Genomic DNA, 26,568 nt, shown 5'->3' on the forward strand with positions numbered 1-26,568 from the left:
GGAGTTCATCTTCATGTCGGAGTTCATCTTCATGTCGGAATCTATCTTCATGTTGGAATTCATCTTCATGTCGGCGTTCTTTACTTTACTGGATGATTTCATCGCCATCGGTAATGAACCCTGATTCATTTTACCCATCATAAGAGACATCATTTCTCTGGTGACTGGCAAGGGTTCGGGGAATGGAGCAACCTGTTTGTAATTCACCACTTGCTTTGGCTTTGTGATTAAAGCACCGTACGCGGCACCCACCGTATCTCTTGATTCAGCATAGATAATATAGGGTTCATTTTTTTGTATGTTCACCAAGACATCGTAGGTTTCCCCTGGCGCGATGGTAAAATCATTAATAGCATAAGGTTTTACATCATTGCCTTGTGCATGCACCATATGCATCATGCTACCGGGTATTTTAACGCGAAAGATTGTATTACCACCTGCACCAATAAAACGTAATCGTACAACATCTCCTCTTTTAACCGGAGCAGTCCATGGACGTGATGTAGGACGTCCATTTAATAAGAATGCATCATAGGCTACGTCATTAAGGTCATAAATGCTCATGCGCATTTGTTGCATCATCTTATAGTCATCGAGCAATCTTTTACGCTCGGCAGCATCCGCTTTGCGATAATCATGAATAAATTTAACCAATGAAGGCTGTAACGGAAATCGAGGAGAATAGAAATCTCCTTCTTTTTTGAGGTTCGCAAGGATTTGCTCGGGCTTAGTATTACTCCAGTCCGATAAAACAACCACATAATCTTTCGTGTAATGATATTTGGGAGGTTGAGGAGAGTCAATGAGAAAAGCACCATACAATCCTTTCTGCTCTTGCAATCCTGCATGCGCATGATACCAATACGTTCCGGATTGCTCTAGCGTAAATTGGTAGCGAAATGAAACACCAGGTGGAATTTCTCGTTGAGTGACGCCTTCAACACCATCCATTTGCCAGGGAACGAGTATCCCATGCCAATGAATGGCTGTTCCTTTATCCAAATGATTAGAAACATTGATCGTCACCCGGTCGCCTTGTTTAAAATGTAACGTAGGTGCTGGAATTTGATTATTTACCGTAATTGCGCGAACCCATTTACCCTTAAATTTAACGGTGTTATAGGATACAACCAAATCAACTGTATGTTGCGCCGCCCAAATTTGGCCTGATAACAAGAACAAAAATAATGTATAAAAAAATCCCTTTTTCATTCAAATAATTCCTAGCTCGTGTTTTTCTAAAAGTAGTTTCCTGCTAAGCAGTATCAACCACGCAGGCAGCACCTATTAAATATCAAGAAAAGAAAGGTACAGCACCGATCATTTGATAGTGTACTTAAATTTTTTTGACAAAAATACCTCCTATTATTTCTGATGGTGATGCCCTACCTCTTCTGCTTGAGGCAATGACATAACGCCCAAACCATAACGATAAACTAATTCCCCGCCACGCCAAGCTGTAGCTAAGACCATGCCTTGGATAATCAGTAGCACCAATAAGAAAAGAGCGCTCCAATTCTTGTGTTTGCGGTAACGAAGAAATGACCAAAGTGCGGTGAGCAAAATCAGGCTTGCCGTAGCAAGTGCCCAATTTCTGTGATTCGTCATCGCCATATGAGACATGGCATCGTGCTTGACTGTGTTGTACGCATAAAGACCAGCAAGGACAGTTCCTATGGAAATTAAGGCTCCTATCCATAAACACCAACGGCTGGTGATTTCAAGCTCTTGTCCCAGGGTTGGGTATCTGACGTATGAAGCGATATAGGCCAATACATACAAACCAACTGATACACTAATCAGTGCCACTGTAAAATGAACAAAAATAGGATGCCAATTGGGAATAATTTCATCATTTTTAATTCTCTTCCATTAGTAAAATGCCACTATCATAAGGTCTTTTCAAGACACTCCATTGATAAGCACTACATGTACTGTCCCCCATTAATGTCTAAGTTCGCTCCGGTAATAAATCCTGATTGAGGTGCTGCGAGGAATGCAACTGCATCAGCGATTTCTTCAGGGTTTCCGAGTCGTCCTACAGGAATATTTGAAACGATGTTTTGCAACACTTCTTCTTTTAATGATGAAAGCATGGGTGTTTCAATGTATCCTGGAGAAATCGTATTGATGGTGATTCCTTTATTAGCTACTTCTAATGCCAAACTTTTAGTAAAACCATAAAGAGCAGCTTTGGTTGCTGCATAGTTGCATTGGCCAAATTGTCCTTTACGACCATTAATCGATGAAATGCTAATAATGCGGCCATACCCTTTATCTAACATGGCAGGCAATAGGTTGCGCGTTACGTTAAATACACTGGTTAAATTAGCATCGATTACGTGCTGCCATTGCTCTGGTGACATTTTTTTCAAACTCACATCCGCAGTGATTCCGGCATTATTGACTAAGACATCGACTTGTCCATATTTTTCCAAAATAAGGTGAGTCATTTCTTCACAATCCGTAAACTTAGCAATGTCTGCATAGAGGATATCTATATCAAAACCTGCTTTTCTTTGCTCTTCTTGCCAACGTTTTGCTTCATCATGATTTCCATTTTTGAAGTAACAGGCAACCACTTGATAATCAGCAGCCAAACGCTGGCAAATGGCAGAACCTATTCCACCTGTTCCACCTGTGACGACAGCAATCCTTTGTTCCATGAATAATGCCTCCATTTTTGATAAAAATTCCCTATTTGAATTTAAAAAATCGTCTGAAGAAAAGTCCATTTAGAAGCTACTCATTGCAACTTAATCCATCACATCGCTTCGTATATTGAGGAGAATCGTTACTCTTGGATAGTTTTTTTGTTTTCACCTCAATTGATGGAATAAATTACTCTGTTTCTTTATCAATTTTTAGACTCAGCAACATTTCCTTATCTTGAAGTAAACAAGCTGATTAATAAAATGATTTAAGATACTTAGGATAGCATACTCATTTTTACTAAATGAGTATAATAATTTATTCTGTTTATTTAATAAAAATACCTCTGGCTTACCCTAAAGCAAGCCAATCCTTGAGTCTGCGCCAATCTACTGCCACAACCAATTCAAAAGCAAACTGCAACGTTATATTAATTAATAATCAAAGGATTGATAACCTGATCATACTCCCTACTGCACAAATAACTAACACATATTTTTTAAACTTTATAAATACTCACATCTTCTTTTAGGTGCTTAGCAATACCATCCAAATTATGAATAAATGCCATCATCTCTTTTATTCCGTTGGAAAAAGTAGAGGTAGTGCGATTAATTTCATTCATACTCTCAACAATTTGCTCAATCCCAGTAGCTTCTTGACGAATGGCTATCTCAATGTGTTGACTTGAAATCGACGCTTCATTAATCATTTTACTGAGTGTTTGAATCACTTCACCTGCTTTCTCAATGAGCTTTGTTCCTGAATCAAGGGTCTTTGCCCCTTCTTTTGTAACTACGACCGCTTTTTCAGTGGTACGTCGAATGTCCTCAAGAATTTTTTGCACTTGTACCGTTGACTGTTCTGATTGCTCCGCAAGATTTCTTACTTCTGTTGCAACTGCAGCAAAACCTTTTCCAGCCTCCCCAGCTTTTGATGCTTCAATCGATGCATTCAACGCCAACATTTTTGATTGCTGGGAAAGGGTATTTACTACTGAGGTAATGTCGCCGATTTGTTGTGTGTGATTACTTAAATCAAGAATGGTTTGTGCTATGAGCTTCATCTTTTCTTCTGAAGCTTTAATCCCTTGAATGCTTTGTTCTACGGACTCTGTGCCTAGTTTTCCTTGCTCGTAGGTATTTTTAGCAACTTCCCGCAGAGCTTGTGCTTTAGCCATGGTATGTTTTGAGCTCTTATCTATTTCTTCCAATGACGCACTGATTTCATTAATAGCCGATGCTTGAGCTGTAATCCCTTCTGCTTGTTCGTTTGCTGAAGTGAGTACCGTTCCAACCATAGTGACGATGTCATTGCTGACTTTCGTAATTTTTTTGGTGATTGATGCCAACCCATCGGTCATCGAATTTAAATCTTTACCCAGATCCTGCAATATGTCTTCCTGATCTATTTCAAGACGCGCTCTGAGATCGCCTGCAGCAACCTTGCTACTGTGTAATCTAAATTTTTTCGACGAACTGACTAATTTATCAAATAATTCTCGTGACTCTTCTTCTTTATTACGAAGAATTTCTTCGTTTTTCTTAATCGCCTCTTGCATGGCTTTTAGTGATAAAAGCAATTTACCGAATTTATCTGCCGTTTTGATTTCAATCACTACATCGCGTGCTCCTGACGCAATTCGTTCGGCAATATTTCGTGCATAATCTACGGGGATTGATATGGCACGCTGAGTCATATAAGGTACAATAAGTGTTAGAATAATTGCTAAAATGAATAACCATAAAGCGGCTATTTTTAAGGAAATTAGGCTGTTATCTATTTTATTAACATGTGATTCAATTTCACTGGATAAATCACTGAATAAGCCACCTTCTCTTTTACCCGTTGCCTCCAAATAAGGACCATCAATGATATCTATCATTGATTTTTGAAAAGTTCTTGTTTTGTTTCGGCTATTTTCTACATTATCTAAGTTATTAGGATCCCTGGGTGCATTTATTATTAATGCTTGAGCTCGATATAAAGATCCATAAAGCTCTTGGAGCTTATCCCATTCGTGTCGTATTTTTTGATTCTCTAATACTCGCATTACCCGATCCCACTGACCTCTAACACTATTGATTTCATGCCATATATTGGCAAAATAAATCTTATCCTTTGGATCTCCAGTCATTGCCCAATGCTCCAAAATATCTTGAGCTTGATAAATTTGGCTATCAAGAATTGGGGGTAGATTTTCATTTTGAATTTTATAACTCAGATTGACTATGCAATTTATTTTTGGCAACAAAAGCATAATCAATAGCAACAAAGGTAAACTAAGGGTCATAAATCCAAGAAATAAGCGAGTTCGTATTGTGATCCCAAAACCTTGTTGATTTGTATTGGCTTTCATGAATCCCTCCTCTTTAGTGCACATTATTTGTCCTGCTAATACACATAGTGCAAATTTTTTTATGGAATAACTATTCTAAAAAGCATCTTCATGCGGTTTTCTTCAATTAAGTCAAATGCATATAGAACGCAACACCATGTAAAAAATCGCCGACAAAGCAAAGAAAACAATTAATGCAATAATAAAGGATAACGTCTTCTTCTTTTTTCGAAAGTAAATCATCAAACCCAACAAGAAACCAATCAACAAACAAAGAACTGCTCATCTCGTTAAATTAATTAACATTTCTTATCCTTAACGTGTTTGATTATTTATTCTGATGGCTGATGATTATGGCCACCATCACCTCCAAAACCACCGTCATATCCTCTTTCTGGATGATTTTCTGTGGAAGTTGATTGGGTCGAAGCACAGGACATTAATCCCAGTCCTAAACAACAGATGCTTATTAAAAAGAATAATCTTAAATTGCTCATCGTTTTCTCCCTCTTCGCTTTATTTTAATTTTTTTAATAATTCCATTAGTTTTAACGCATCATTTTGGGTAATTGGTTTTACTGCATACGTTTCAGAGCCTTGTTTTATTTTATCCACGCAAAGCTCCTTAGAGAGGATGACTATAGGAGTTGATTTATTAAGCTCTGAGTCATTTTGGATCCGCAGAATAAGTTCACGATAATTAAACCCGTCAGCCAAATTTCTATCAATTAAAATAAAATCATAACGTCTCATTACTGCTAATTCTAATCCGGAATGAGCATCCCACGCCATATCGACCCTGTGGTTTAATTGCTGCAGTTGAGCACGAATAAGAATACGCTCCCCTAATGAGTCATCCACGATGAGTAACAATAAAGAATGAGCCATGTTTAACCTTATTCTATAAAATCAAATCACTATGTCCATCAAGCCTTAGTCCTCTTGAATCTCAGAATGACCTTTATGAGAGTTCAACAGGCGCAATCCATTAGCCACCACCATTAAACTGGCACCCATATCAGCAAAAACGGCCATCCAAAGAGTTGCGACTCCTGCAAGCGCTAAAATAAAAAATACGCCTTTAATGGCAATGGATAAGCTGATATTTTGACGAAGAACTCGGGCGGTATTGCGGCTTAACTCTATGTATAGAGGAAGCATGGCTAAATTGTCATTCATTAATGCCACATCGGCTGTTTCTAAAGCAGTATCGGTTCCCTTACCCATAGCAAAGCTAATACTTGCTTTCGCTAATGCAGGAGCATCATTAATGCCGTCCCCGACCATCCCCACATTTTTGTATTGCTCCAATAAGTGATTAATGGCTTGTAATTTATCAGTGGGCAACACATTGGCTTTCACCTCATCAATACCCACCTGTTTGGCAATCGCTTGAGCAGTTACTGCATTATCACCAGTTAGCATTGCCGTTTTTATGCCTTGCTCATGGAGTTTTGCGATAGCCCATTGACTCGTCTTACGAAGCGTATCGGCTACTGCAAAAAGGGCAAGCACTGTCGTGTTGTTGCTTAAAATAACCGTAGTTTTTCCCTCTTCTTCCAATTGTTTAAGAATTTGTTCTATCTCAGGCGAACAGACTCGATTGTCTTCGGCGAGTTGGTGGTTGCCCACAAAATACAGTTTTTGTTGCACTAAGCCTTTTACACCGCGCCCAGGCAGTGCTGAGAATTGTTCCACCTCCAACAGTGGAGTATTGGGTTGTTCTTGTTGCCAATACGATACCAAAGCATGGGCCACAGGATGTTCCGAGTGACTATCAAGGCTTGCAGCCAATAAGAGTAACTCCTCTCTTGTTTTACTCTTATCATAAATAATAAAATCAGTGACTACAGGTTTGCCTTCGGTTAAGGTACCGGTTTTATCCAATGCAATTAATTTTAAGCGATATCCCGTCTCTAAATAGCTTCCCCCCTTAATCAAAAGCCCGTGTTTCGCAGCAGAAGCTAATCCACTTACCACCGTGACAGGAGTGGAAATAACCAAAGCACAGGGACAAGCAATCACCAACAAAGTGAGCGCCTTATAGAGCCAATCATAAAATGGATAACCCAATGCCAAAGGAGGAATCAGCGCAATAAGAACTGCGATGAGGACCATAATCGGCGTATAATAGCGTGCAAATTGGTCAACAAAACGTTGTGTTGGGGCTCGTTCTGCTTGCGCTTGTTCAATGGCCTTTCCGATTTTAGCAAGCAGTGTATCTCCAGATGCTTTAGTGACTTTAACCTCAAGCACACCATGCTCATTTAAAGTACCCGCAAACACAGCATCATCAATCTGTTTCGTCACTGGCATGGACTCACCCGTAATGGGGGCTTGATTCACGGTACTTTGTCCTGACACCACCATCCCATCCAGCGGTATACGCTCACCAGGCTTTACTTTAAAAACAGCTCCTGGTTGCACTTTCTCTATAGGTAGAGAAAGCCATTGCCCATTGTCCTGTTTTATGAGGGCAACCTCTGGGGCAATTTGCATCAAACTGCGAATAGCAAGCCGTGCTTTGTCTAAAGAATAGCGCTCAATACGCTCCGCCAGCGCAAACAATACAGTGACCATGGCAGCCTCTGGCCAGGCACCAATGAACATCGCACCGACTATAGCAATCAACATTAAGCTGTTGATATTCATCGCCTTGGTACGTAGTGCCAACCACCCCTTTTTAAAAGTAGGAGGCCCACTTAATGCAATGGCCAGTAAGGCAGGAATAATAGTCCAGCTTGAGCGTTCCGAATCCAAATAATAGGAGGCCACTTCAGAAAAAAGCGCCAAAATGCCGGCTAATAAAATGATTTTCCAGGAAACATCAGAAACAGGTAGCTCTCCTTCTTTGGTTAAATGAGCACTACCTTTGGTACGTACACTCATCCCTAAGGATTCAATGTGCTGCTGCAACGAATCAATAGCAGAAAGCCGATGATGTATGGTGACTTCTTCTGCTATAAAATTAAATTCCAAATGTTCAATTTCCGGTATGTCTTTTAATTGTTTTCTTATAAGCTGCTCTTCTGCTGGACAATCAAGACCAGCCACGAAAAAGGTGGTTGCTGTTAATGGCGTTGTCATAGTAATTTCCCACATTGTCCACAAAATTTAGCGCCCGCTGCAACTAGAGCACCACAGGCACATAGGATATTTTGTATTCCCTGGCCGCACTGGCCGCAAAAACGAGCTCCTGGGGCATTATAGTTTTGGCATTGGGGACAACGAATTCTTTGAGCCTCATTATTGGGTGAATTAATCGTATCATGTTTCTTTTGGCCACGATGCGAGTTGCCATAACCACCATGGTGACCATTGAGAACATTTCCAAAAATTCGTTTTAAAAAGCTCATGTTAATTCTCCATCTCTTCATCTTCAGTAAAATGTTTCAGCATGTCTTCGAGAATACAACGCACGTGCGTGTCAAAAATACCGTGATAAATATGCTTGCCTTCTCGTTTAGCTACAAGAAGGCGAGCAGAACGCAAAAGGCCTAAATGATGACTGGTTAAGGGAACCGAAAGTTGCAATTGCTCGGCCAATTCAGAAACTGATTTGGGACCCTCAAGGCACGCCAAAAGAAGTTTTAGACGATTGGCTTCACCCATTAGATGCAATGTGTCACTTAAGGCAATGATTTGGTCTTGCGTTAGCATGATGAGTTCAATGGTTAAATAAGTATTTAACTATAAATATAGAAGAAAAATCTCCTTTGTCAATAAACGCTTCATTCAAGACTCCAACACTCTTTGCTTTTAAAATAAACTTACTTAAACTAAAGAGATTAAAAAGTAAAGGATTAATTAATGAACTTTTTCTCCGACCATAAACTGCTTTTAATTGCAGTCTTTGCGTTTTTCTTAGGACTGTTCTTAATGATATTGTGGATTTCGTACCCCAAGTGAGATACAGTTATATACAATGTATTAATGAGGGTTTTGCTATGAGCAAATCGGCTTATATCAGGGCAAGGATAGAGCCTGATTTAAAAATAGAAGCTGAGGCAATATTTCAGAAGCTTGGAGTTACTGCCACTCAGGTCATTACTATGCTCTATAGGCAGGTATTAAGAACCGGTGAGATTCCCTTAGATTTGAGCCTGACAAAAAAAGAAATAAGTCGTCAGGAAGCTAAATAATTAATTATTGGATAGTAATGGATGCGCATTATTCGAATTACCAGTGCTTTAGGCATTTTTTTAATCATTCAAACGGCGTGGAGTGCAGCACCTTTAACGTTTAAAGAAGCGCTGGCCATTGCATACCGCACCAACCCAGACCTTCAAGCAGAAATTGATAAAGCGCACGCGATGCGCGGTTATTTCATTCAAAGCGGTCTTTACCCCAATCCGCAGGCTACACTCACCGCAGAAAACTTTGGTGGATCTGGTTCTTATAGCAGTTATGAAGCCGCCGAAACAACGGCATCAATCACCCAGCCCATCCCTTTAGGAAATCGTTTGTACTACCAACAAAGAGCCACTTACGGTGATTATTTGGCTTCATTAGCACAAATAGAAGTCTATAAAGCCACATTATACATTAATGTAGGTACGGCTTATGTCGATGCGCTTTACGCAGGCCAGTGGCATGAGGTGACTAAGAAATTAACGCGTGTTAATGAGGACATCGTAGCTGCTATTGATAGGCGAGTAAAAGCAGGTGCAGGCGCTGAACTGGATTTGCGTTTAGCTCAAGTTCGTCTTGGTGATGCGCGTATTCAGCAACAAAAAGCAAGTCGAGATGCTCTGGCGCAACGGGCTAAATTATCACGTCTTTTAGGTGATGGCTTACGAGAAGACCGCCGTTTAGTCGATAAAGGACTTCCTGATGTGACATTAAAATGGCCTGAGCTTATTAAGAAGCTGCCACAAAGTCCGCAATTACAACAACTGCAAATACAGTTGCAAGCCAAACGTGCCACCATTACTGCGGTTAAAAAAGCGGTGTGGCCTGACTTAAATGTGCAATTAGGTGGACGTCATTTTGAAGATGATGGTTCTAATGCGGTAGTTGCCTCATTAAATGCCGAGGTGCCGGTATTTAACAGAAATCAGGGAAAGATTTTGACAGCGGAAGCCCAATACACGCAAACAGCCCATGTGTATCAAGGAACACGTCTTGATGTGCGTCAAAACGTTTACACCGTGTTTCTGCAAGCACAACAAAGCCGATATGAAGCGGATTTGGTAACGAACTCCCTCCTTCCTTTGGCACGTAAGTCCATCAAATTAGCGCAAGAGGGTTATAAGATGGGGCGCTACACCTACCTTGAATTATCGCTTTCTTTAAACACGTTGTTTGAAGAAGAACGCCATTACCAACAAGCCCATGCAGATTTTCATAAAACTCTAATCCAGCTTACAGGGCTTTTAGGACTCCATCCGACTAAGGAAAGTAAATGAATCGATACTCACTTAAATCAATCTTGGTGCTCATCATTCTTCTGGTGAGTTTTAGCATTATTTCAGGCTGCTCCAGTGATGCACCTAAAGAAGAAGGCAAGGAGGAGCAAATAGAGAAAGGGCCACAAGGCGGTCGTTTACTTAAAAAGGATAGCATTAGTCTTGAGCTGGTTCTGTTTAGTCAGGGTATGCCACCTCATTTTCGTGCTTATGTGTACCAAAACAATCAACAGATTGACCCAAAGGATGCAAAATTAACCATGGAATTGACACGGTTTAACCAGAAAAAAGAGAACATCACCTTTGTTCCTGACCGAGACTTTTTACAAAGCAATCAAGTGATTCGCGAACCTCATTCATTTGATGTCGCCGCCCAATTAACCCTCTCTGGTCAAAATTATTCCTGGAATTACTCAAGCTATGAGGGGCGCGTTGAGCTGCTGCCACCCACACTTAAAGCGGCTGATATTGAAGTAGCAACGGCCACAAGTCAAACCATTAAAACCCAATTAAAAGTGGTTGGAAAAATTGTTCCTAACCGCGATACGATGGCACCCATCTACGCGCGCTACGCAGGCATCATCCAAACCATGAATAAGAACTTGGGCGAAGAAGTTAAAAAAGGTGAGCCACTCGTCACGATTGAAAGCAATGAAAGCTTACAAAACTACACGATAAACGCCCCGATTACTGGCACTATCGTGCAAAAATATGCGACCAATGGTGAGTTAGCACAAAGCACGAAACCGGTCTACGATGTGGCGAATTTAAATGATGTGTGGGCTGACTTTACCTTATACCGTAAAGAAGCCCCTAAGATAAAAAAGGGCATGACGGTACGTGTCACAGGAGATGACGGGAAGCCCGATTCAACCAGCACTATTTCCTATATTGCCCCTCTGGGAATAGAAGACAGCCAAACAACGCTTGCGCGTGCTGTATTGCCCAATCAAAACCGTTTATGGCTTCCTGGCATGTATGTCAATGGTGAGGTCATCATTAAAGAAAAAACCGTTCCTGTAGCGGTTGCACTTTCTGCTATTCAGCGTTTGGGTGAGCAAGAGGTGGTGTTTGTGCAGCAAGGTAATTTTTTTGAAGCAACCCCTGTAAGCCTTGGGCAGCAGGACAATGAATGGGTTGAAATCCTGTCAGGATTGGACGCAGGCCAGCGCTATGTCATTAAAAACAGCTTTTTTATTAAAGCAGAACTCGGCAAGGAAGGCGCAAGCCACGACGACTAAGGATAGACGATGCTGGAAAAGATAATACGGTTTTCACTCAAACACCGCTGGTTTATCCTGCTGTTTACGCTCATGTTAGCATTGTTTGGTGTCTATAACTTCCAAAAGTTGCCCATTGATGCGGTGCCGGATATTACCAATGTGCAGGTACAAATTAATACCCAGGCTTCTGGTTATTCGCCTTACGAGGTAGAGCAGCGCATCACGTTTCCAATTGAATTAGCGATGAGTGGGCTGCCCAATTTAGATTACACCCGCTCTTTATCGCGTTACGGCTTATCGCAAGTCACCGTTGTTTTTAAAGACGGCACTAATATTTATTTTGCAAGACAACTGATTAATGAGCGACTACAAGAAGTTAAAGACAAGCTTCCGCCCGATGTAGAAACCTCTCTTGGCCCCATCTCCACGGGGCTTGGTGAGATTTTTATGTACACCGTAACCAATAAACCCAACGTGCCAAAAGACAAATACCACAACCCAATGGAGCTGCGTACCATTCAGGATTGGATTATCAAGCCACAATTACGCAATGTGGAAGGGGTGGCAGAAGTTAATACCATTGGAGGGTATGAGAAGCAGTTTCACATCACTCCTGAGCCTGCAAAATTAGTGCGTTACAACTTAAGCCTGACGGATGTGGTAGAAGCCTTACAACGAAACAATGCCAATGTAGGTGCCGGTTATATTGAGCGCAATGGCGAACAAAACCTTATTCGCGTGCCGGGACAGGTACAAAACATCCCTGACATTGAAAATATTGTGGTTGCTAATTTTGAAGGTACACCGGTACGTATTCGTGATGTGGCGGATGTAGCGTTAGGTAAAGAATTGAGGACAGGTGCTGCCACCGAAGACGGTAAAGAGGTGGTGCTGGGTACGGTGTTTATGTTGATGGGTGAAAACAGCCGCACGGTTTCTGAGCGCGTGGCTGAGAAGATGAAAGAGATTAATAAATCACTTCCCGAAGGCGTTGAGGCCGTTACGGTTTACAACCGTACTTTGCTGGTGAATGCCACCATTGAAACCGTTAAAAAGAACCTGTTAGAAGGGGCTTTATTAGTCTGCTTCATTCTCTTTTTGTTTTTAGGCAATATACGTGCAGCCTTGATTACGGCTATGGTCATTCCTCTTTCGATGCTCATGACCATTACCGGCATGGTGACCAATAAAATCAGTGCAAACTTAATGAGCTTGGGTGCACTCGATTTTGGTTTGATTGTCGATGGAGCGGTGATTATTGTTGAAAATTGCATTAAACATTTAGGCGAAAAACAATTTGATGCCAAACGCCTGTTAACCCTTGAAGAGCGTTTAAAGGTCATCTCTTACGCCACCACCGAAGTGATACGCCCGAGTATTTTTGGCGTGTTTATTATTACCGTGGTGTATTTGCCCATCCTGACGCTAACCGGTGTTGAAGGAAAGATGTTTTTACCCATGGCTGAAACCGTCATTATTGCGCTGATGGCTTCCATGGTGTTCGCTTTAACGTTTGTTCCTGCGGCAGTCGCTATTTTCTTAGGCGGTCGAGTTCAGGAGAAAGAAAACTGGATGGTGCATTATATTTCACAAGGCTATGAACGTGTATTAAGGCGCTGTTTTCATGCTCGATTATGGGTGATTGGTGGTGCGGTTCTTTTAGTTTTGGTGAGTCTCTTAATCGCTTTTCGTTTGGGTGGGGAGTTTATCCCAAGCCTTGATGAAGGCGACATTGCGATGCAAGTCATGCGTATTCCTGGTACTAGCCTTACGCAATCCATTGCCATGCAAGACATGGTCGAAAAGCGGGTGAAACAATTTCCTGAAGTAAAAAATGTATTTGCCAAAATTGGTACCGCGGAAGTAGCAACCGATCCGATGCCACCCAATGCTGCCGATACCTTTATCATATTAAAACCCCGTAAAGACTGGCCTAACCCTAAAAAAACCAAACAAAAACTGGTGCAAGAAATTGAAGAGGTCATCAAGCAAATTCCTGGGAATAAATATGAATTCACGCAACCCATTCAAATGCGCTTTAACGAGCTTATTTCTGGCGTGCGTAGTGATGTGGCGGTTAAAGTCTTTGGTGATGACATGGAAGTTTTACTCAAGGTAGCCGAACAAATTGACGCACAACTTGAGAAAACGCCAGGCTCTGCGGATGTGAAAGTGGAGCAAGTGAGCGGTCTTCCTTTATTAACCGTGGCAATTAATCGCGATGCTTTGGCACGCTATGGCTTGCAAATAGGTACGGTGCAAGATGCGATTGTGATTGCTACTGGCGGCAAAAAAGGTGGGGAGCTTTTTGAAGGCGATAAGCGCTTTGATTTAGTGGTGCGCTTACCTGAGTCTTTACGCCTAAATCCTAATGTTTTAAGGGATGTGTTTATCCCATTACCGCCATCAAAAGACGGGGCGCGCCATTTCATCCCTTTAAGTGAAGTCGCTAAAATGGTGCGTAGTGAAAGCCCCAATCAAATTAGTCGTGAAATAGGTAAGCGCCGTGTGGTGGTCAGTGCGAACGTTCGTGGTCGAGACCTAAGCTCCTTCGTGCTGGATGCCAAGCAGCGCATCGAACAAAATGTAAAAATACCCAGTGGCTATTGGGTTACTTGGGGTGGTCAATTTGAGCAACTCCAATCGGCCTCAGCTCGTTTGCAAATCGTTATTCCGATTACGTTAACCGGTATCTTTTTACTTTTATTCATGAGCTTTGGTAGTGTAAAAAACGCCTTATTAGTCTTTTCTGGTATTCCCTTAGCTTTAACCGGTGGTGTGTTGGCCCTTTGGCTACGTGGCATACCGCTGTCAATTTCAGCAGGAGTGGGTTTTATTGCCCTCTCAGGTGTGGCCGTATTAAATGGCCTGGTGATGATTACCTTTATTAATAAATTGCGTGAAGAAAAGAGAGTTTATTTAAAAGATGCGGTATTACAAGGCTCTTTGGCGCGTCTTCGTCCGGTACTCATGACGGCACTTGTGGCTTCGCTTGGCTTTGTGCCCATGGCATTGGCGACCGGTACGGGGTCTGAGGTGCAACGGCCATTAGCCACTGTAGTCATTGGTGGCATTATCTCATCTACCTTTTTAACGCTGCTTGTCTTACCAGGGCTGTATTATGTATTTCATGAACGAAAGAAAAAAAAGCATTAAATAATATTTAGATGGTTAAATAGTAAAATTAAAGGACGATAAAATGAAAGACCACTCCAGTCATAGTCACGCTAAAAACATCTCTAAAGAAAGTTCATTGTGGTTCGCACTGTTGCTTACAGGAGGATTTCTAATTGCTGAGGTGATTGGCGGCATTTTAACTGGAAGTCTTGCATTGCTTTCTGATGCAGCCCACATGATGACAGATGTTACGGCGCTTATTATTTCTTTAGTGGCCATTTATGTAGGCAGACGCCCTGCCGATACAGCTCGAACTTTCGGTTATTATCGATTTGAGATTTTAGCGGCTACTTTTAATGCGGCACTGCTTTTCATCGTTGCTTTTTTTATCCTTTATGAAGCGTATCAGCGCTTAAAAAACCCGCCAGAAATTTACTCAATGGGTATGTTGGTTATTGCGATTTTAGGTCTGGTCATTAATATCATTGCAATGAAATTGTTATCCCATGGAAAAGAAGGCAGTCTAAACCTCAAAAGTGCTTACTTAGAGGTTTGGAGTGATATGCTGGGTTCTTTAGGGGTCATTATTGCTGCGTTAATTATTTATTACACCCATATTACCTGGATAGATTCATTGGTGGCGGTGCTTATTGGTTTATGGGTTTTACCGCGCACGTGGATTCTTTTGAAAGAGGCTATTAACATTCTTTTAGAAGGCGTTCCCGAAGGCGTGGATATAAAAAATATTGAAACAACCATGCTTTCGATAGAGGGTATTTTAGAGGTGCATGACCTACATATCTGGGCTATTACCAATGATAAAATAAGTTTAACCGCACACCTGGTTACCCCAACAGGAAATGAAGAGAATATCCAGGCTAAAGTCCAAAAAGTTCTCGCGGAGCAATTTAATATTACCCATACGACGCTACAAATAGAAAAAAATAGAACACCTCATTGCGAGGTGCATTAAACTTCGGATTATATTTTTTGTTAAACAAAAATCTTGCCTAAACTTCCATCGCCTATATAATTACTTCCTATAAGTTACATTCTCGGAAGTAAAAATAAAGGTGTTAAGAGATGTCTAATCGCTGTAAAAATGAGTTGGTAGTAAAAAGCAACAACCAAGAACTAATCGCAAAGGAATATGCGAAGCTGGATGAACTAATAAGGGATTATATGAAACAGGCACTATCACCCAGTACCGTTAAGTTTTACGGTATTGATTTGCGCATCTTTTCTGGATGGTGCGAATCGATGGCATTAGACGCACTACCTGCTACACCTGATACGGTAGCGCGTTTTCTTGCGCAACAAGCAAGCTCAGGCATTAAACCCGCCACATTAACACGAAGACTTGCTGCTATTCGTATGGCTCATGAAGCGAATGGTTTCGCGAACCCTACGCAACACAAAGGCGTTAAAACGGTTTTTAAGGGCATCAAACGCGATAAAGGCACGGCTCAAGAGAAAAAAGCACCCCTAACAGCCCAACGTATGGCAGCCATAATCGCTCATTGCCCCGATACGCTAACAGGTACTAGAGATAAGGCGTTGCTGTTACTTGGTTTCGCAGGTGCGTTTAGGCGCTCCGAGCTAGTTGCTCTTGAGGTTAATGATATAGAACGCACGCCAGAAGGTATTAAGGTCACTATTCGCAAATCAAAAACAGACCAAGAAGGCCAAGGGCAGGTAATTGCTATTCCAAATGGCGTGAATTTTCGCGTAGTTGATGCGCTTATGGCCTGGCTTAATACGGCCGGCATTACAGAAGGAGCGCTATTTAGGTCAATTAAGAAAGGTGGGGCTATACAAGCAAAGGCATTAACCACAAGAAGCGTTGCCAACATCGTAAAGCAATACGCAGGGCTTGCGGGATTAACCATTGATGATTTTAGCGGCCATAGCTTGCGGGCTGGATTTATAACTTCTGGCGCGGAAGCTGGGGCAGACCTGTTTAAGTTAATGGAGGTTTCGCGACATACTCACCCCAAAACAGTTATGGGCTATGTTCGTAATGCGCAGCTATTTGATAATCATGCTGGGGAGGCTTTTCTCTAAGCTTATTAAATATTCAACCATCAGTACTAAGGAAGAACATGAGAAAAAAGAAAACTTTGTCTTGGATAATTGCTTTAATAATACTGCCAATTATATTAGCTTTCTTCTTGCACGGCATGTCTGCTGCATTGTAATCATCTAAAGGAATGTTTATGGACTACATTCATTGGCTCAATAGTGACCCTGGATATTTTTGCGCCTGGCTTCGCTGCATTATTTTATTTTGCTTAAGCGTTCTTTTATTCAGGTTTACTAATCACCGCTTCAATATAAGCACGCCTTTAGACTTCTTAATCATCGCCATTTCTGGAGGATTAATTAGCAGAGGTATTGCTGGTGCAAACTCACTATGGCTTACAGTCGAGGCTTTATTAACGCTAGTTATTCTTCACCTTATACTGTCTAAATTATGTTTCTTCTTTAATAAGATGGGCTTCATATTCAAAGGGTGCCCTCATTATTTAATAGAACATGGTGAATTAAATTATAAAAACATGCGCCGATTCAGTATTAGCGAAAATGATCTGTTGGCACAGTTACGCCAAAAATTAAACACAGAGAATTATTCCTTGATTGATTCTGCCATTCTGGAGAGGACAGGGAACATATCTTTTATTAAAAAAGAAGATAAATAAACACCCTACCCCAGATTTTATACTTGCCAAGCCAATTCCTTTTATGAGCCATATAAATAACTATTTAATATTAATTAGCAACTCAATTCTTACAATCGTTATATTGGATTTTCAAGTCTTGGGGTTATAAATAGCATTATATGTTTAGGGACAGAAACGGCCATTCATTGGCATGGTATTATTATTCCTTGGCAAATGGATGGTGTACTTGGAATCAGGCAACAGGGAATACCTCATCAAAGCTTTAAATATCAATTTACATAACCAATCTGGAACTTTCTGGGTTCATACGCACGCAGGATTACAAGAGCAGGAGGGGGTATATGCGGCATCTATAAGTGATCTGCCAAAACCCCCTGCTTATCACTACACAAAAGAATTTGCGATTGTCTTATCAGATTGGAGTAATACTAATGCCGCTCAAATCCTTGCAACTCTAAAAAAGGAAGGTGATTTTTATTCTTTTAAGATTTCCAATACAACCCCTCACTTACAAAATTTATTCATGACTACAGCGAAGCATCCAAAGGAGTGAAGAAGGCATTGTTAATGATTATATGTCTATGAAACAATCTCGCATGAGCATCTATTATTTGAGTGATGTGGCTTATGATGTTAGGGACTTTGCCATCGCGCGTGGGGAAGCATTTGATATATGGTCAAAATACAAAAAAATCATCCCTATATCATTTATGCTGAGTCAAGAGAGACGTTAGGAGCGGCTAATGGTGCTTTAGCAACTGCACCCCATCAAGTGGTTCACTATGAACAAGTTAAACCTTTCCCTGACCCAATAAATGTTTCAAAAACCCCTATATTTTTGATTTTTTGAGTATAGGTAACGAAGCACAGGATCTTAGTCCCAATCCTAAACAACAAATACTTATTAGAAAGAATATCTAAAATTGCTCATTCCCTCTTCGCTTGATTTTAATTCTCTTAATAATTCCATTAATTTTAAGGCATCGTTTCCCTTATATAAATTTGTGTCTATATCTACTCTTTAAAATTTAACTTAAATTTACAACAATTACATAGGCTTAAATTTTTCACTTCAACGATCGAAATTTAAATTGCGTGTTATTTAACTCAATGATTTTTTGAAAGTCGACGTTCTTGCCATAATAAATACACCGCGGGAATAAGAATTAAGGTCAGTATGGTCGCACTCATCATACCCCCAATCATTGGCGCTGCAATACGCCGCATGACTTCAGAACCTGTCCCGCCAAAGAACATGATGGGTAACAAACCCCCGATAATCGCAAACACCGTCATGAGTTTAGGCCGTAAACGCAATAAGGCCCCTTCAATCACTGCATCATGCAAGTCTTTGATGTTGAGTTTACGTTGTTCTTGGGCGGCTAACGCTTCATAACGCAACAGTGCATGATTGAGAAAAACAAGCATCACCACGGCAGTTTCTGTAGCCACCCCAGCAAGTGCAATAAACCCCACACCAACAGCAACGGATAAATGATAGCCTAATAAATACAACAGCCAAATCCCTCCGATTAAGGCAAAGGGTAACGTTGCAAGAATAATCAATACTTCGGCTAAACGTCTAAAATTAAGATAAAGCAACAAAGCTATGATAAAAAGAGTCACAGGTGCAACTACTTGTAACCGCTCTTTGGCCCGCTCCAAATATTCATACTGTCCTGACCAACTTAGGGAATATCCTGCCGGCAATTTAAGCTTTTCCCCTAAGATTTGTTTCGCCTCATCGACATAGGAGGTTAAATCCCGTCCTGTAATATCCACATAAACCCATCCATTTAAACGTGCATTTTCGCTTCGAATCATATCAGGACCTTCCGTGATGTCGACACGTGCAATTTCATTTAGAGGAATCGTTGCACCGGTTGCAGTCACAATGGGCAGCTCGCGTAATTTTTGTAATGAATCACGAATCTCTCGTGGGTAGCGCAAATTAACTGGGTAGCGTTCACGTCCTTCAACAGTCTGCGACACATTAAGCCCCCCTACTGCGGTTTCAATGAGTTCTTGAATCTCTGCAATATTTAATCCATAACGCGCTGCTTTTAATCGATTAATATCAATGGTCACATAACGACTGGCAGAAACCCGCTCAGCAAAAACTGAAGCGGTGCCTGGAACTGTTTTAAGAATACGCTCTATTTGTTCACCCAGGGTCTGAAGAGTATTTAAGTCAGGGCCCGCGACCTTAATCCCTACAGGCGTTTTAATACCGGTTGCCAACATATCAATCCGGGTTCGAATCGGCATCACCCAAGCATTGGATAGCCCCGGTAATTGCAAACGAGTCTTTAATTCCTCTTTGATTTTCTCAAGGGTCATTCCCGGACGCCACGCCGTTTTAGGTTTAAATTGAATGGTTGTTTCAACCATCGACAAAGGGGCAGGATCGGTGGCGGTCTCAGCGCGGCCTATCTTACCAAATACGGTATCTACTTCAGGAGCCGTGCGAATGAGCTTATCAGTTTGTTGTAAAATTTCCTGCGCCTTCCCAACAGAAACTCCAGGGAAAGTGGTCGGCATATACAATAAATCACCCTCATCCAAATCCGGCATAAATTCCCCGCCTAAGCGGTTAATCGGCCAAAACCCAATGAGTAACACCACAAAAGCAATCACTAAGATTGTTTTAGGTCGTGTAAGGACTGCATGAATTGCAGGTCGATAGATTGCTGCCAAGAATCGGTTTAAAGGGTTTTCTTCTTCTTTTCTTATTTTACCGCGAATCAAATACCCCATTAGCACGGGAACCAAGGTTATTGATAAGAAAGCAGAAGCAGCCATCGCATAAGTTTTCGTATAGGCCAGAGGCGAAAACATGCGCCCCTCTTGAGCTTGTAAGCTAAATACCGGCAAGAAACTGAAGGTAATAATCAGTAACGAAAAAAATAAGGGAGGTCCCACTTCAAGCGCTGCTTGCTCAATGATTTGCCAACGCGTTCGATTGTCAACGATGCTTTGATGCTCCAAATGCTTATGAGCATTTTCAATCATCACAATGGCGGCATCAACCATGGCACCAATAGCAATTGCAATCCCTCCCAAGGACATGATATTGGCATTAATCCCTTGTAAATACATCACTGCAAAAGCGATCAAAATACCAATCGGTAAACTCACAATGATGATAAGAGAGGAGCGAAAATGAAACAAGAACACAATGCAGATAAGCGATACCACAATAAATTCTTCAATTAACTTATCATAAAGGGTATGAATGGCTCGCATGATGAGGCTTGAGCGGTCATAGGTGGTAATAAGTTCCACCCCTTTGGGCAAACTCGATTTCAATTGCGACAGCTTTTTCTTCACCTCAGCAATCGTATTCATCGCATTTTGTCCTTGTCGCATGACAATAATGCCGCCAACCACCTCCCCTTCGCCATTTAATTCTGTCAATCCACGACGCATTTGCGGCCCTAGCTGCACGAAAGCTACATCTTTTAATAAAATAGGGATGCCCTTTTTTCCTAAACCAACGGGTATTGTTTCAATATCTTTTATGGACTGGATGTACCCTTTAGCCCGCAGCATGTACTCGGCTTCCCCCATTTCAATCGAGGAGCCTCCTGCCTCTTTGTTGCCTTCTTGAATGGCTTTTTTTACTTGCTCCAACGTTAAGCCAAAGGCACGCAAGCGATTGGGCTCTAAAATAATTTGATATTGTTTTACCATGCCGCCCGCAGTAGCGACTTCGGAGACCCCTGGTACTTTTTGTAACTCATATTTAAGAAACCAATTTTGAAAACTGGTTAATTGCGCCAAATCATGTTGGCCTGTTTTATCAACAAGCGCATATTCATAAACCCATCCCACACCAGTAGCATCAGGCCCCAAAGCCATTTGCGCACTAGGCGGCAGACGGTTTGTAATTTGACTTAAATATTCCAAAACACGAGAACGTGCCCAATACAAATCTGTACCGTCTTTAAAGATAATGTAGACATACGACACACCAAAGCCTGACTCCCCGCGTACTGTAATTGCTCCTGGAACAGTAAGCATGGCGGTTGTTAAAGGATAGGTTACTTGATCTTCCACCACCTGAGGCGCTTGCCCCGGATAATCCGTCTTAATAATCACCTGCACATCCGATAAATCAGGAATGGCATCAACCGGAGTGTTCTTAATAATGAACGAGCTGGACAACAGAATCAGTGCCATTGTCAAGAGAATCAAAAAACGATTGTTTATGGACCAACGAATAATTCCGGCGATCATCTTATTTCCCTAATTCATTTTACGCAGGTCAACAAGGATAAACTGCTGACCTTCTTTTTTTAGTGAAAAGGACACTTTATCATTGACTTTAAACTTCTGTAATGGAACTTGTTTATCAACTGAAAAATCCATGCTCATCGCAGGCCATCCCAAATCAGCAATCGCTTCATGGTTTAAAGTAACGACTCTTTTCGTTAGGTCAATGGACTGAATCACCCCTCGCCCTTTAATTTTAGTTGGTGTGGTTTTTACCTCTTTCTTGGTATCAAGACGCTCAAGGCCTGCTTTTAAATTGCTTTCTGAATCAATTAAAAATTGACCTGAAGTGACTACACATTCACCCCTTTTAAGTCCAGATAGAATTTCAATACGTCCATCTGATTCAATTCCAGTAGTCACCTTACGAACCTGAAAACGGCCATCGCCTAAGGAAACAATAACCCGATCGCCTTTAGAACTTCGAATCAGTGCTTCAATGGGGATGCTCAGCGTATTGAGTTTGGGATTAACCTCCAAGGAAACCGTAGCATACATATTAGGCTTTAACAGGGTATTTGGATTTTCAAAAAGAAACCGGACTTTAAGGGTGCGCGTCGTGGGGTTCACTTCTGGATAAACATATTCTACTTGTCCTTCCCAACGTTTCCCTGGAAAAGCGGCCAGAGTTGCAATGGCTTTACCTCCTACTTTCACACTATTGGCTTCTTCTTCAAACACCTCAGCCATGATCCAAATCTTGGACAAGTCAACAATATTCATCATTTCGGTGTCCGGAGTAACATACATGCCTTCCCTGACCTTTAAATCCACAACCACACCATTTTGATGCGGATAAATATCAATCAATTGATTGGCTTTATGGGTGGTTTTTAATTGCTGAATTTGTTCTTCATCAATGTGAAACGTTTGCAATTTTTTATAGGAAGCATCGATTAATGCCTTATTTTTACTGTCTAAGGCAATTAAAAATTCTTCTTGCGCATTAGTGAGTATCGGTGAATATAATTGCATCACTACTTGATGACGATGAACTACATCACCTACTGCTTTAACAAACAATTTTTTGATCCACCCATTCGCATAAGTATGAATGTGACTGATTTCATTCTCATTAGGCGTCACATAACCCACAGTTTCAATTTGCCTGCTTAACGAGCCTTGTCTCACTTGCGCGATTCGTATACCTAAATTATTAATTACGGTTGGAGAAATAAGAACACCTGATTCATCGGTCGTCCCACCCTCACTAAAGACAGGAACAAGCGCCATCCCCATGCGCGATTTACCGGCTTTTGGGTAGTGAATTTGTGGCTCCATGGGATCAATCCAATACAAAGGCTTTTTTGGGGATGAACTAGGCGAGAGTGAGTAACGCCCAATAATCACTCCAAGGATTATTGAAATTAAAATTAATCCGGCAATTGAGAGTCTACTTTTATTCATATGGTCACTCCTTCCAAATACAGCAAGGCAACACGTGCTTTCATTTTCTCAATAAGCACTTGCAATTGTTCTTGCCGAATATCCAACTCATTACTGTAAGCACGCAACACAGTGTTCATCTCAACCGTGGCATTTTGATAAGCAAGCAATGAAGCCTTTGCATTTTGCTTTGCTTCGGGAAGTATTTGCTGTTGATAAATGCGTTCTCGTTGTGACAATTTCTCCCAAATCGCATACTGCCCCTGAAGCTCCTTTAATAAATCACGATAATGAATGGCTCTATCTAAATGAGACGCTTGCAACCGATAGACACTAGCCTGAAATTGCTTGTCCTGACGCTTACCAGGAAAAAGGGGTAAATCAACGGTGACTTGCGCGGTGAGCATGTCCGATCGCGGCATGCCATTGGGCATCTGACCTTGACGAAAACCATAACTGGCGCCTAAGAGCCAACCAGGCTTGTATTGCTCTTTTGCCAAGGCCACCTCTTGACGAGCAGCTTCAATAGTTGCGCTATCAATTTGAATCAAAGGATGCTTTGTTAAGCGTTGTTGTAAAATAAGACGGGAAGGTGGTTTTAACCAGAAAGGTAAGTTTTCAGATAGATTGCGCTGCGCTTCCTGCTGACCGATAAAACGCCCTAATTGGGCCCGTAACACATCGATTCGCTGCTCGATTTGCAACTCTTGATTGGACAAACGAGACAATTCCACCTGTACTTGCAATACATCCGATTGATTGGTCTTTCCTACGCCATATTGAGACTCACTGACTTTAAGTAAGCGTCGATAGATTTTTTGGTTATCGTGAATAATCGCCAAAGCCTCATTCCAATAATACAGATCAAGCCAGGTTTCACGCACATTCCGAAGTAAAAGAGAGATTTGCTCTCTTACTTTTCTATGTTCAGCTGTAGCTAAAGCTTTTGTCTGCTTGGATTTAATTGCTAAAGAGTGGCCTCGAGGAAATTGTTGCTGCACCCCTATCGCAAGCATCGTCATTTCATCTTGAGTGAAACTAAATGAATTGGTGGGAACATTAATAACACCTGCCGTGAGTTGCGGATCAGAGAGTTGTCCCTCCGCAATGGATTGCTGGTGTAACCCGCCTGCTTTTGCTTTAAGTTGCTGGATTTCAGGGGATAAATTCAGTGCCAAATGCTCAGCCTCCCCAATGCTCAATGGTTTTGCTTGAGCAAACGAATAAAAACAAAGAAAACAGATTACGATATGTGTTTTTATCATTGTTTTTCACTTTTTAGTTTAAGGCCGCGCAATCGCAGTGCATTACCAATCACTGAAACAGAACTCAAGGACATCGCAGCCGCGGCAATGATGGGACTTAACAGTAATCCTGTCATTGGATACAACACCCCAGCAGCTATTGGTACCCCTAAGCCATTATAAATAAATGCAAAGAATAAATTTTGGCGAATATTACTCATCGTTGCTTTCGATAATTGACGTGCTTTAAGAATTCCCTCCAAATTGCCATGCAATAAAGTAATGCCAGCACTTTCAATCGCGACATCAGTACCTGTTCCCATCGCTATACCCACATCTGCCTCTGACAGTGCAGGAGCATCGTTGACTCCATCCCCTGCCATGGCCACCACGAATCCTTTATTTTTTAATTCACGCACGCGCCTGCTCTTCTCTTCAGGCATCACTTCTGCCAGAACATTCTTGATACCCAGCGTGTTTGCCACGCTCAAGGCAGTTTTTTTACTGTCTCCAGTGAGCATATAGAGTTCGATTCCACTTCGATGCAATTCATTAATGACGAGTGCGGTATTGGATTTAATGGGATCTTCCACGACCAAAATCGCAGCCATTACCCCATCCACTGCCACAAACACAACCGTGGTACCCTGAGCACGCGCCTCATCGGCTTTTTTTATGAGTTCAGAATTATCCTTGATGCCAGACTCTTGCATGAATCGAAGAGAACCTATGACCACTTGATGGCCATCCACAACACCCGTAACGCCTTTGCCTGTTGGGGCATTAAATTGCGCTACACCGGTAAAAGACAGTTGCTGCTTTTTTGCGCCAGCGACAATTGCCTGGGCCAGTGGGTGTTCACTCTGATGTTCGACCGAAGCAGCCATTGTCAGTACTTCGTTCTCATTGAATGCTTCATCAGTCACAATGCGAGTGAGTACAGGTCGCCCTTGCGTCAATGTTCCTGTTTTATCCACAACCAGCACATTGACTTTCTCCATCTCTTCCAAGGCTTGGGCATTTTTAATCAAAACACCCGCGCGTGCGCCCTGCCCTACCCCAATCATAATCGACATCGGTGTTGCCAAGCCCAGGGCACAGGGGCACGCAATAATAAGAACGGATACTGCCGCAATCAAACCATAACTCAATGACGGTTGTGGTCCTACTAATGCCCATATAATAAAAGCAAACACCGCAATTAAGAGTACGACGGGCACAAACCAACCGGATACTTGATCTGCTAAACGCGCAATAGGGGCACGGCTTCGTTGGGCATCACTCACCATCTGCACAATGCGTGAGAGCATGGTATCACTACCCACGTGCAAGGCTTTCATGACAAAGCTTCCCATTTGGTTCATCGTAGCCCCAATGGCTTTGGCACCAACCTCTTTGCTCACAGGCATGGGCTCACCCGTCACCATCGACTCATCGATATAACTTTGTCCTTCCATCACTTCACCATCTACCGGTACTTTTTCACCAGGTCGTACCCGCAATAAATCATCTACTTCGACTTTATCCAGAGAGACTTCTTCTTCAAGGCCGTCTGTTCCAATGCGGTGTGCACTTTCTGGAGCGAGACTCAATAAAGCGCGAATCGCACTTCCTGTCTGTTGCCGTGCTTTTAATTCCAGAACTTGACCTAACAAAACCAAAGTTGTAATCACTGCCGCTGCTTCAAAATATACGTCAACGAAACCTTCTGCATTTTTAAATGCAGCTGGAAACAGTCCGGGCACTAATGCCGCCACCATGCTATAAGCCCAAGAGACACCAATACCCATAGCAATTAAAGTAAACATATTAAGTTGACGCGTTTTAAGTGACTGATAACCTCGTTGAAAAAAAGGCAGACCACACCATAAAACGACAGGTGTTGCTAACACAAGCTGCAGCCAGGTTGATAAACTTGCGGGAATAGTATGCACTATAAAATGACCACCCATCTCCAAGAAAAACAAGGGTGAAGTCAAGATAAGGGCTATCCAAAAACGCCGCCTCATATCCAGGTACTCTGCATTCACTTCCTCTTCAACCCCCACTGTTTCTGGTTCTAACGCCATGCCGCAAATTGGGCAATTTCCGGGTCGATTTTGGCGTATTTCTGGATGCATGGGGCAAATATAAAAACCACTTGATTTTGTTATCTCTGAATCTTTTAGTGCGTGGGGTTTATGGCAACATGCAGCCGCGTGCGTGGCGTGATGTCCTTTATGATGCTGATGATTGTTCTCCATA

General features: G+C 41.8%; 23 protein-coding genes. 10 read left to right on the top strand and 13 right to left on the bottom strand.

Annotated elements, in window-relative coordinates; all coding sequences use genetic code 11:
* The 9 genes from BU07_RS0105800 to BU07_RS0105845 all read right to left on the bottom strand — a co-directional run.
* A partial coding sequence (locus BU07_RS0105800; RefSeq protein ID WP_035899014.1) for a multicopper oxidase domain-containing protein occupies window positions 1-1,212 on the bottom strand: 1,212 nt, incomplete at its 3' end.
* Window positions 1,213-1,365: 153 nt separating this feature from the next.
* On the bottom strand, window positions 1,366-1,863 hold the full coding sequence (locus BU07_RS0105805) for a DUF2231 domain-containing protein (RefSeq protein WP_031564168.1): 498 nt from the start codon (window positions 1,861-1,863) through the stop codon (window positions 1,366-1,368).
* Between the two features lie 62 nt (window positions 1,864-1,925).
* Complete coding sequence (gene phbB, locus BU07_RS0105810) at window positions 1,926-2,666, bottom strand: acetoacetyl-CoA reductase (protein ID WP_031564170.1); 741 nt, start codon at window positions 2,664-2,666, stop codon at window positions 1,926-1,928.
* A gap of 485 nt (window positions 2,667-3,151) precedes the next feature.
* Window positions 3,152-5,011, bottom strand: a complete 1,860-nt coding sequence (locus BU07_RS0105815) for a methyl-accepting chemotaxis protein (RefSeq protein WP_031564171.1) — start codon at window positions 5,009-5,011, stop codon at window positions 3,152-3,154.
* A 311-nt stretch (window positions 5,012-5,322) separates the two neighbouring features.
* A complete protein-coding gene (locus tag BU07_RS17525; protein ID WP_165482420.1) occupies window positions 5,323-5,487 on the bottom strand; it encodes a hypothetical protein in 165 nt (54 codons plus the stop codon).
* Between the two features lie 19 nt (window positions 5,488-5,506).
* Window positions 5,507-5,878 (bottom strand): response regulator, encoded by a 372-nt coding sequence (locus BU07_RS0105830; RefSeq protein ID WP_031564172.1) that lies wholly within the window; start codon window positions 5,876-5,878, stop codon window positions 5,507-5,509.
* A gap of 45 nt (window positions 5,879-5,923) precedes the next feature.
* Window positions 5,924-8,077: a heavy metal translocating P-type ATPase gene (locus BU07_RS0105835; protein WP_031564173.1), complete on the bottom strand. Its 2,154-nt coding sequence runs from the start codon at window positions 8,075-8,077 to the stop codon at window positions 5,924-5,926.
* On the bottom strand, window positions 8,074-8,346 hold the full coding sequence (locus tag BU07_RS0105840) for a zinc ribbon domain-containing protein (protein WP_031564174.1): 273 nt from the start codon (window positions 8,344-8,346) through the stop codon (window positions 8,074-8,076). Before BU07_RS0105840 ends, BU07_RS0105835 begins: the two co-directional genes overlap by 4 nt.
* Before the next feature lies 1 nt (window position 8,347).
* Entirely contained in the window at window positions 8,348-8,650 is a 303-nt protein-coding gene (locus tag BU07_RS0105845; RefSeq protein WP_031564175.1) for an ArsR/SmtB family transcription factor, read from the bottom strand.
* Window positions 8,651-8,937: 287 nt separating this feature from the next.
* Between BU07_RS0105845 and BU07_RS0105850 the strand changes: the two genes are divergently transcribed.
* The 10 genes from BU07_RS0105850 (at window position 8,938) to BU07_RS17390 (ending at window position 18,269) form a co-directional block, all read left to right on the top strand.
* Complete coding sequence (locus BU07_RS0105850; protein WP_035899011.1) at window positions 8,938-9,132, top strand: type II toxin-antitoxin system RelB/DinJ family antitoxin; 195 nt, start codon at window positions 8,938-8,940, stop codon at window positions 9,130-9,132.
* 21 nt (window positions 9,133-9,153) lie between these two features.
* A complete protein-coding gene (locus BU07_RS0105855; protein ID WP_031564177.1) occupies window positions 9,154-10,398 on the top strand; it encodes a TolC family protein in 1,245 nt (414 codons plus the stop codon).
* The gene (locus BU07_RS0105860; protein ID WP_031564179.1) at window positions 10,395-11,639 is read left to right on the top strand and encodes an efflux RND transporter periplasmic adaptor subunit; all 1,245 of its coding nucleotides are present in this window, start codon (window positions 10,395-10,397) and stop codon (window positions 11,637-11,639) included. The genes BU07_RS0105855 and BU07_RS0105860 overlap by 4 nt, the downstream gene beginning before the upstream one ends.
* Before the next feature lie 9 nt (window positions 11,640-11,648).
* A complete protein-coding gene (locus BU07_RS0105865; RefSeq protein ID WP_031564181.1) occupies window positions 11,649-14,777 on the top strand; it encodes a CusA/CzcA family heavy metal efflux RND transporter in 3,129 nt (1,042 codons plus the stop codon).
* 43 nt (window positions 14,778-14,820) lie between these two features.
* Entirely contained in the window at window positions 14,821-15,711 is an 891-nt protein-coding gene (locus BU07_RS0105870; protein WP_031564183.1) for a cation diffusion facilitator family transporter, read from the top strand.
* Between the two features lie 110 nt (window positions 15,712-15,821).
* On the top strand, window positions 15,822-16,802 hold the full coding sequence (locus BU07_RS0105875; protein ID WP_207384431.1) for a site-specific integrase: 981 nt from the start codon (window positions 15,822-15,824) through the stop codon (window positions 16,800-16,802).
* A 152-nt stretch (window positions 16,803-16,954) separates the two neighbouring features.
* Entirely contained in the window at window positions 16,955-17,437 is a 483-nt protein-coding gene (locus BU07_RS0105880) for a DUF421 domain-containing protein (RefSeq protein ID WP_035899012.1), read from the top strand.
* A gap of 138 nt (window positions 17,438-17,575) precedes the next feature.
* A complete protein-coding gene (locus BU07_RS17875; RefSeq protein WP_425324436.1) occupies window positions 17,576-17,701 on the top strand; it encodes a multicopper oxidase domain-containing protein in 126 nt (41 codons plus the stop codon).
* The gene (locus tag BU07_RS17385) at window positions 17,646-17,972 is read left to right on the top strand and encodes a cupredoxin domain-containing protein (RefSeq protein ID WP_133134492.1); all 327 of its coding nucleotides are present in this window, start codon (window positions 17,646-17,648) and stop codon (window positions 17,970-17,972) included. The genes BU07_RS17875 and BU07_RS17385 overlap by 56 nt, the downstream gene beginning before the upstream one ends.
* A gap of 120 nt (window positions 17,973-18,092) precedes the next feature.
* A complete protein-coding gene (locus BU07_RS17390; RefSeq protein ID WP_154659365.1) occupies window positions 18,093-18,269 on the top strand; it encodes a hypothetical protein in 177 nt (58 codons plus the stop codon).
* Window positions 18,270-18,526: 257 nt separating this feature from the next.
* Here BU07_RS17390 and BU07_RS0105895 read toward each other — a convergent pair whose 3' ends face one another.
* From BU07_RS0105895 to copA, 4 genes are read right to left on the bottom strand one after another with little or no spacing between them, the layout of a single operon-like run.
* On the bottom strand, window positions 18,527-21,658 hold the full coding sequence (locus BU07_RS0105895; protein ID WP_031564192.1) for an efflux RND transporter permease subunit: 3,132 nt from the start codon (window positions 21,656-21,658) through the stop codon (window positions 18,527-18,529).
* Window positions 21,659-21,667: 9 nt separating this feature from the next.
* Window positions 21,668-23,101, bottom strand: coding sequence for an efflux RND transporter periplasmic adaptor subunit (locus BU07_RS0105900; protein WP_031564194.1), 1,434 nt, complete (start codon window positions 23,099-23,101; stop codon window positions 21,668-21,670).
* A complete protein-coding gene (locus tag BU07_RS0105905; protein ID WP_031564196.1) occupies window positions 23,098-24,345 on the bottom strand; it encodes a TolC family protein in 1,248 nt (415 codons plus the stop codon). Before BU07_RS0105905 ends, BU07_RS0105900 begins: the two co-directional genes overlap by 4 nt.
* Window positions 24,342-26,567, bottom strand: coding sequence for a copper-transporting P-type ATPase (copA, locus tag BU07_RS0105910; protein WP_031564198.1), 2,226 nt, complete (start codon window positions 26,565-26,567; stop codon window positions 24,342-24,344). The genes BU07_RS0105905 and copA overlap by 4 nt, the downstream gene beginning before the upstream one ends.
* Between the last annotated feature and the right edge of the window lies 1 nt (window position 26,568).

Origin of the sequence: Legionella wadsworthii DSM 21896 = ATCC 33877 (genome assembly GCF_000701265.1) — a bacterium.
GTDB lineage: Bacteria > Pseudomonadota > Gammaproteobacteria > Legionellales > Legionellaceae > Legionella > Legionella wadsworthii.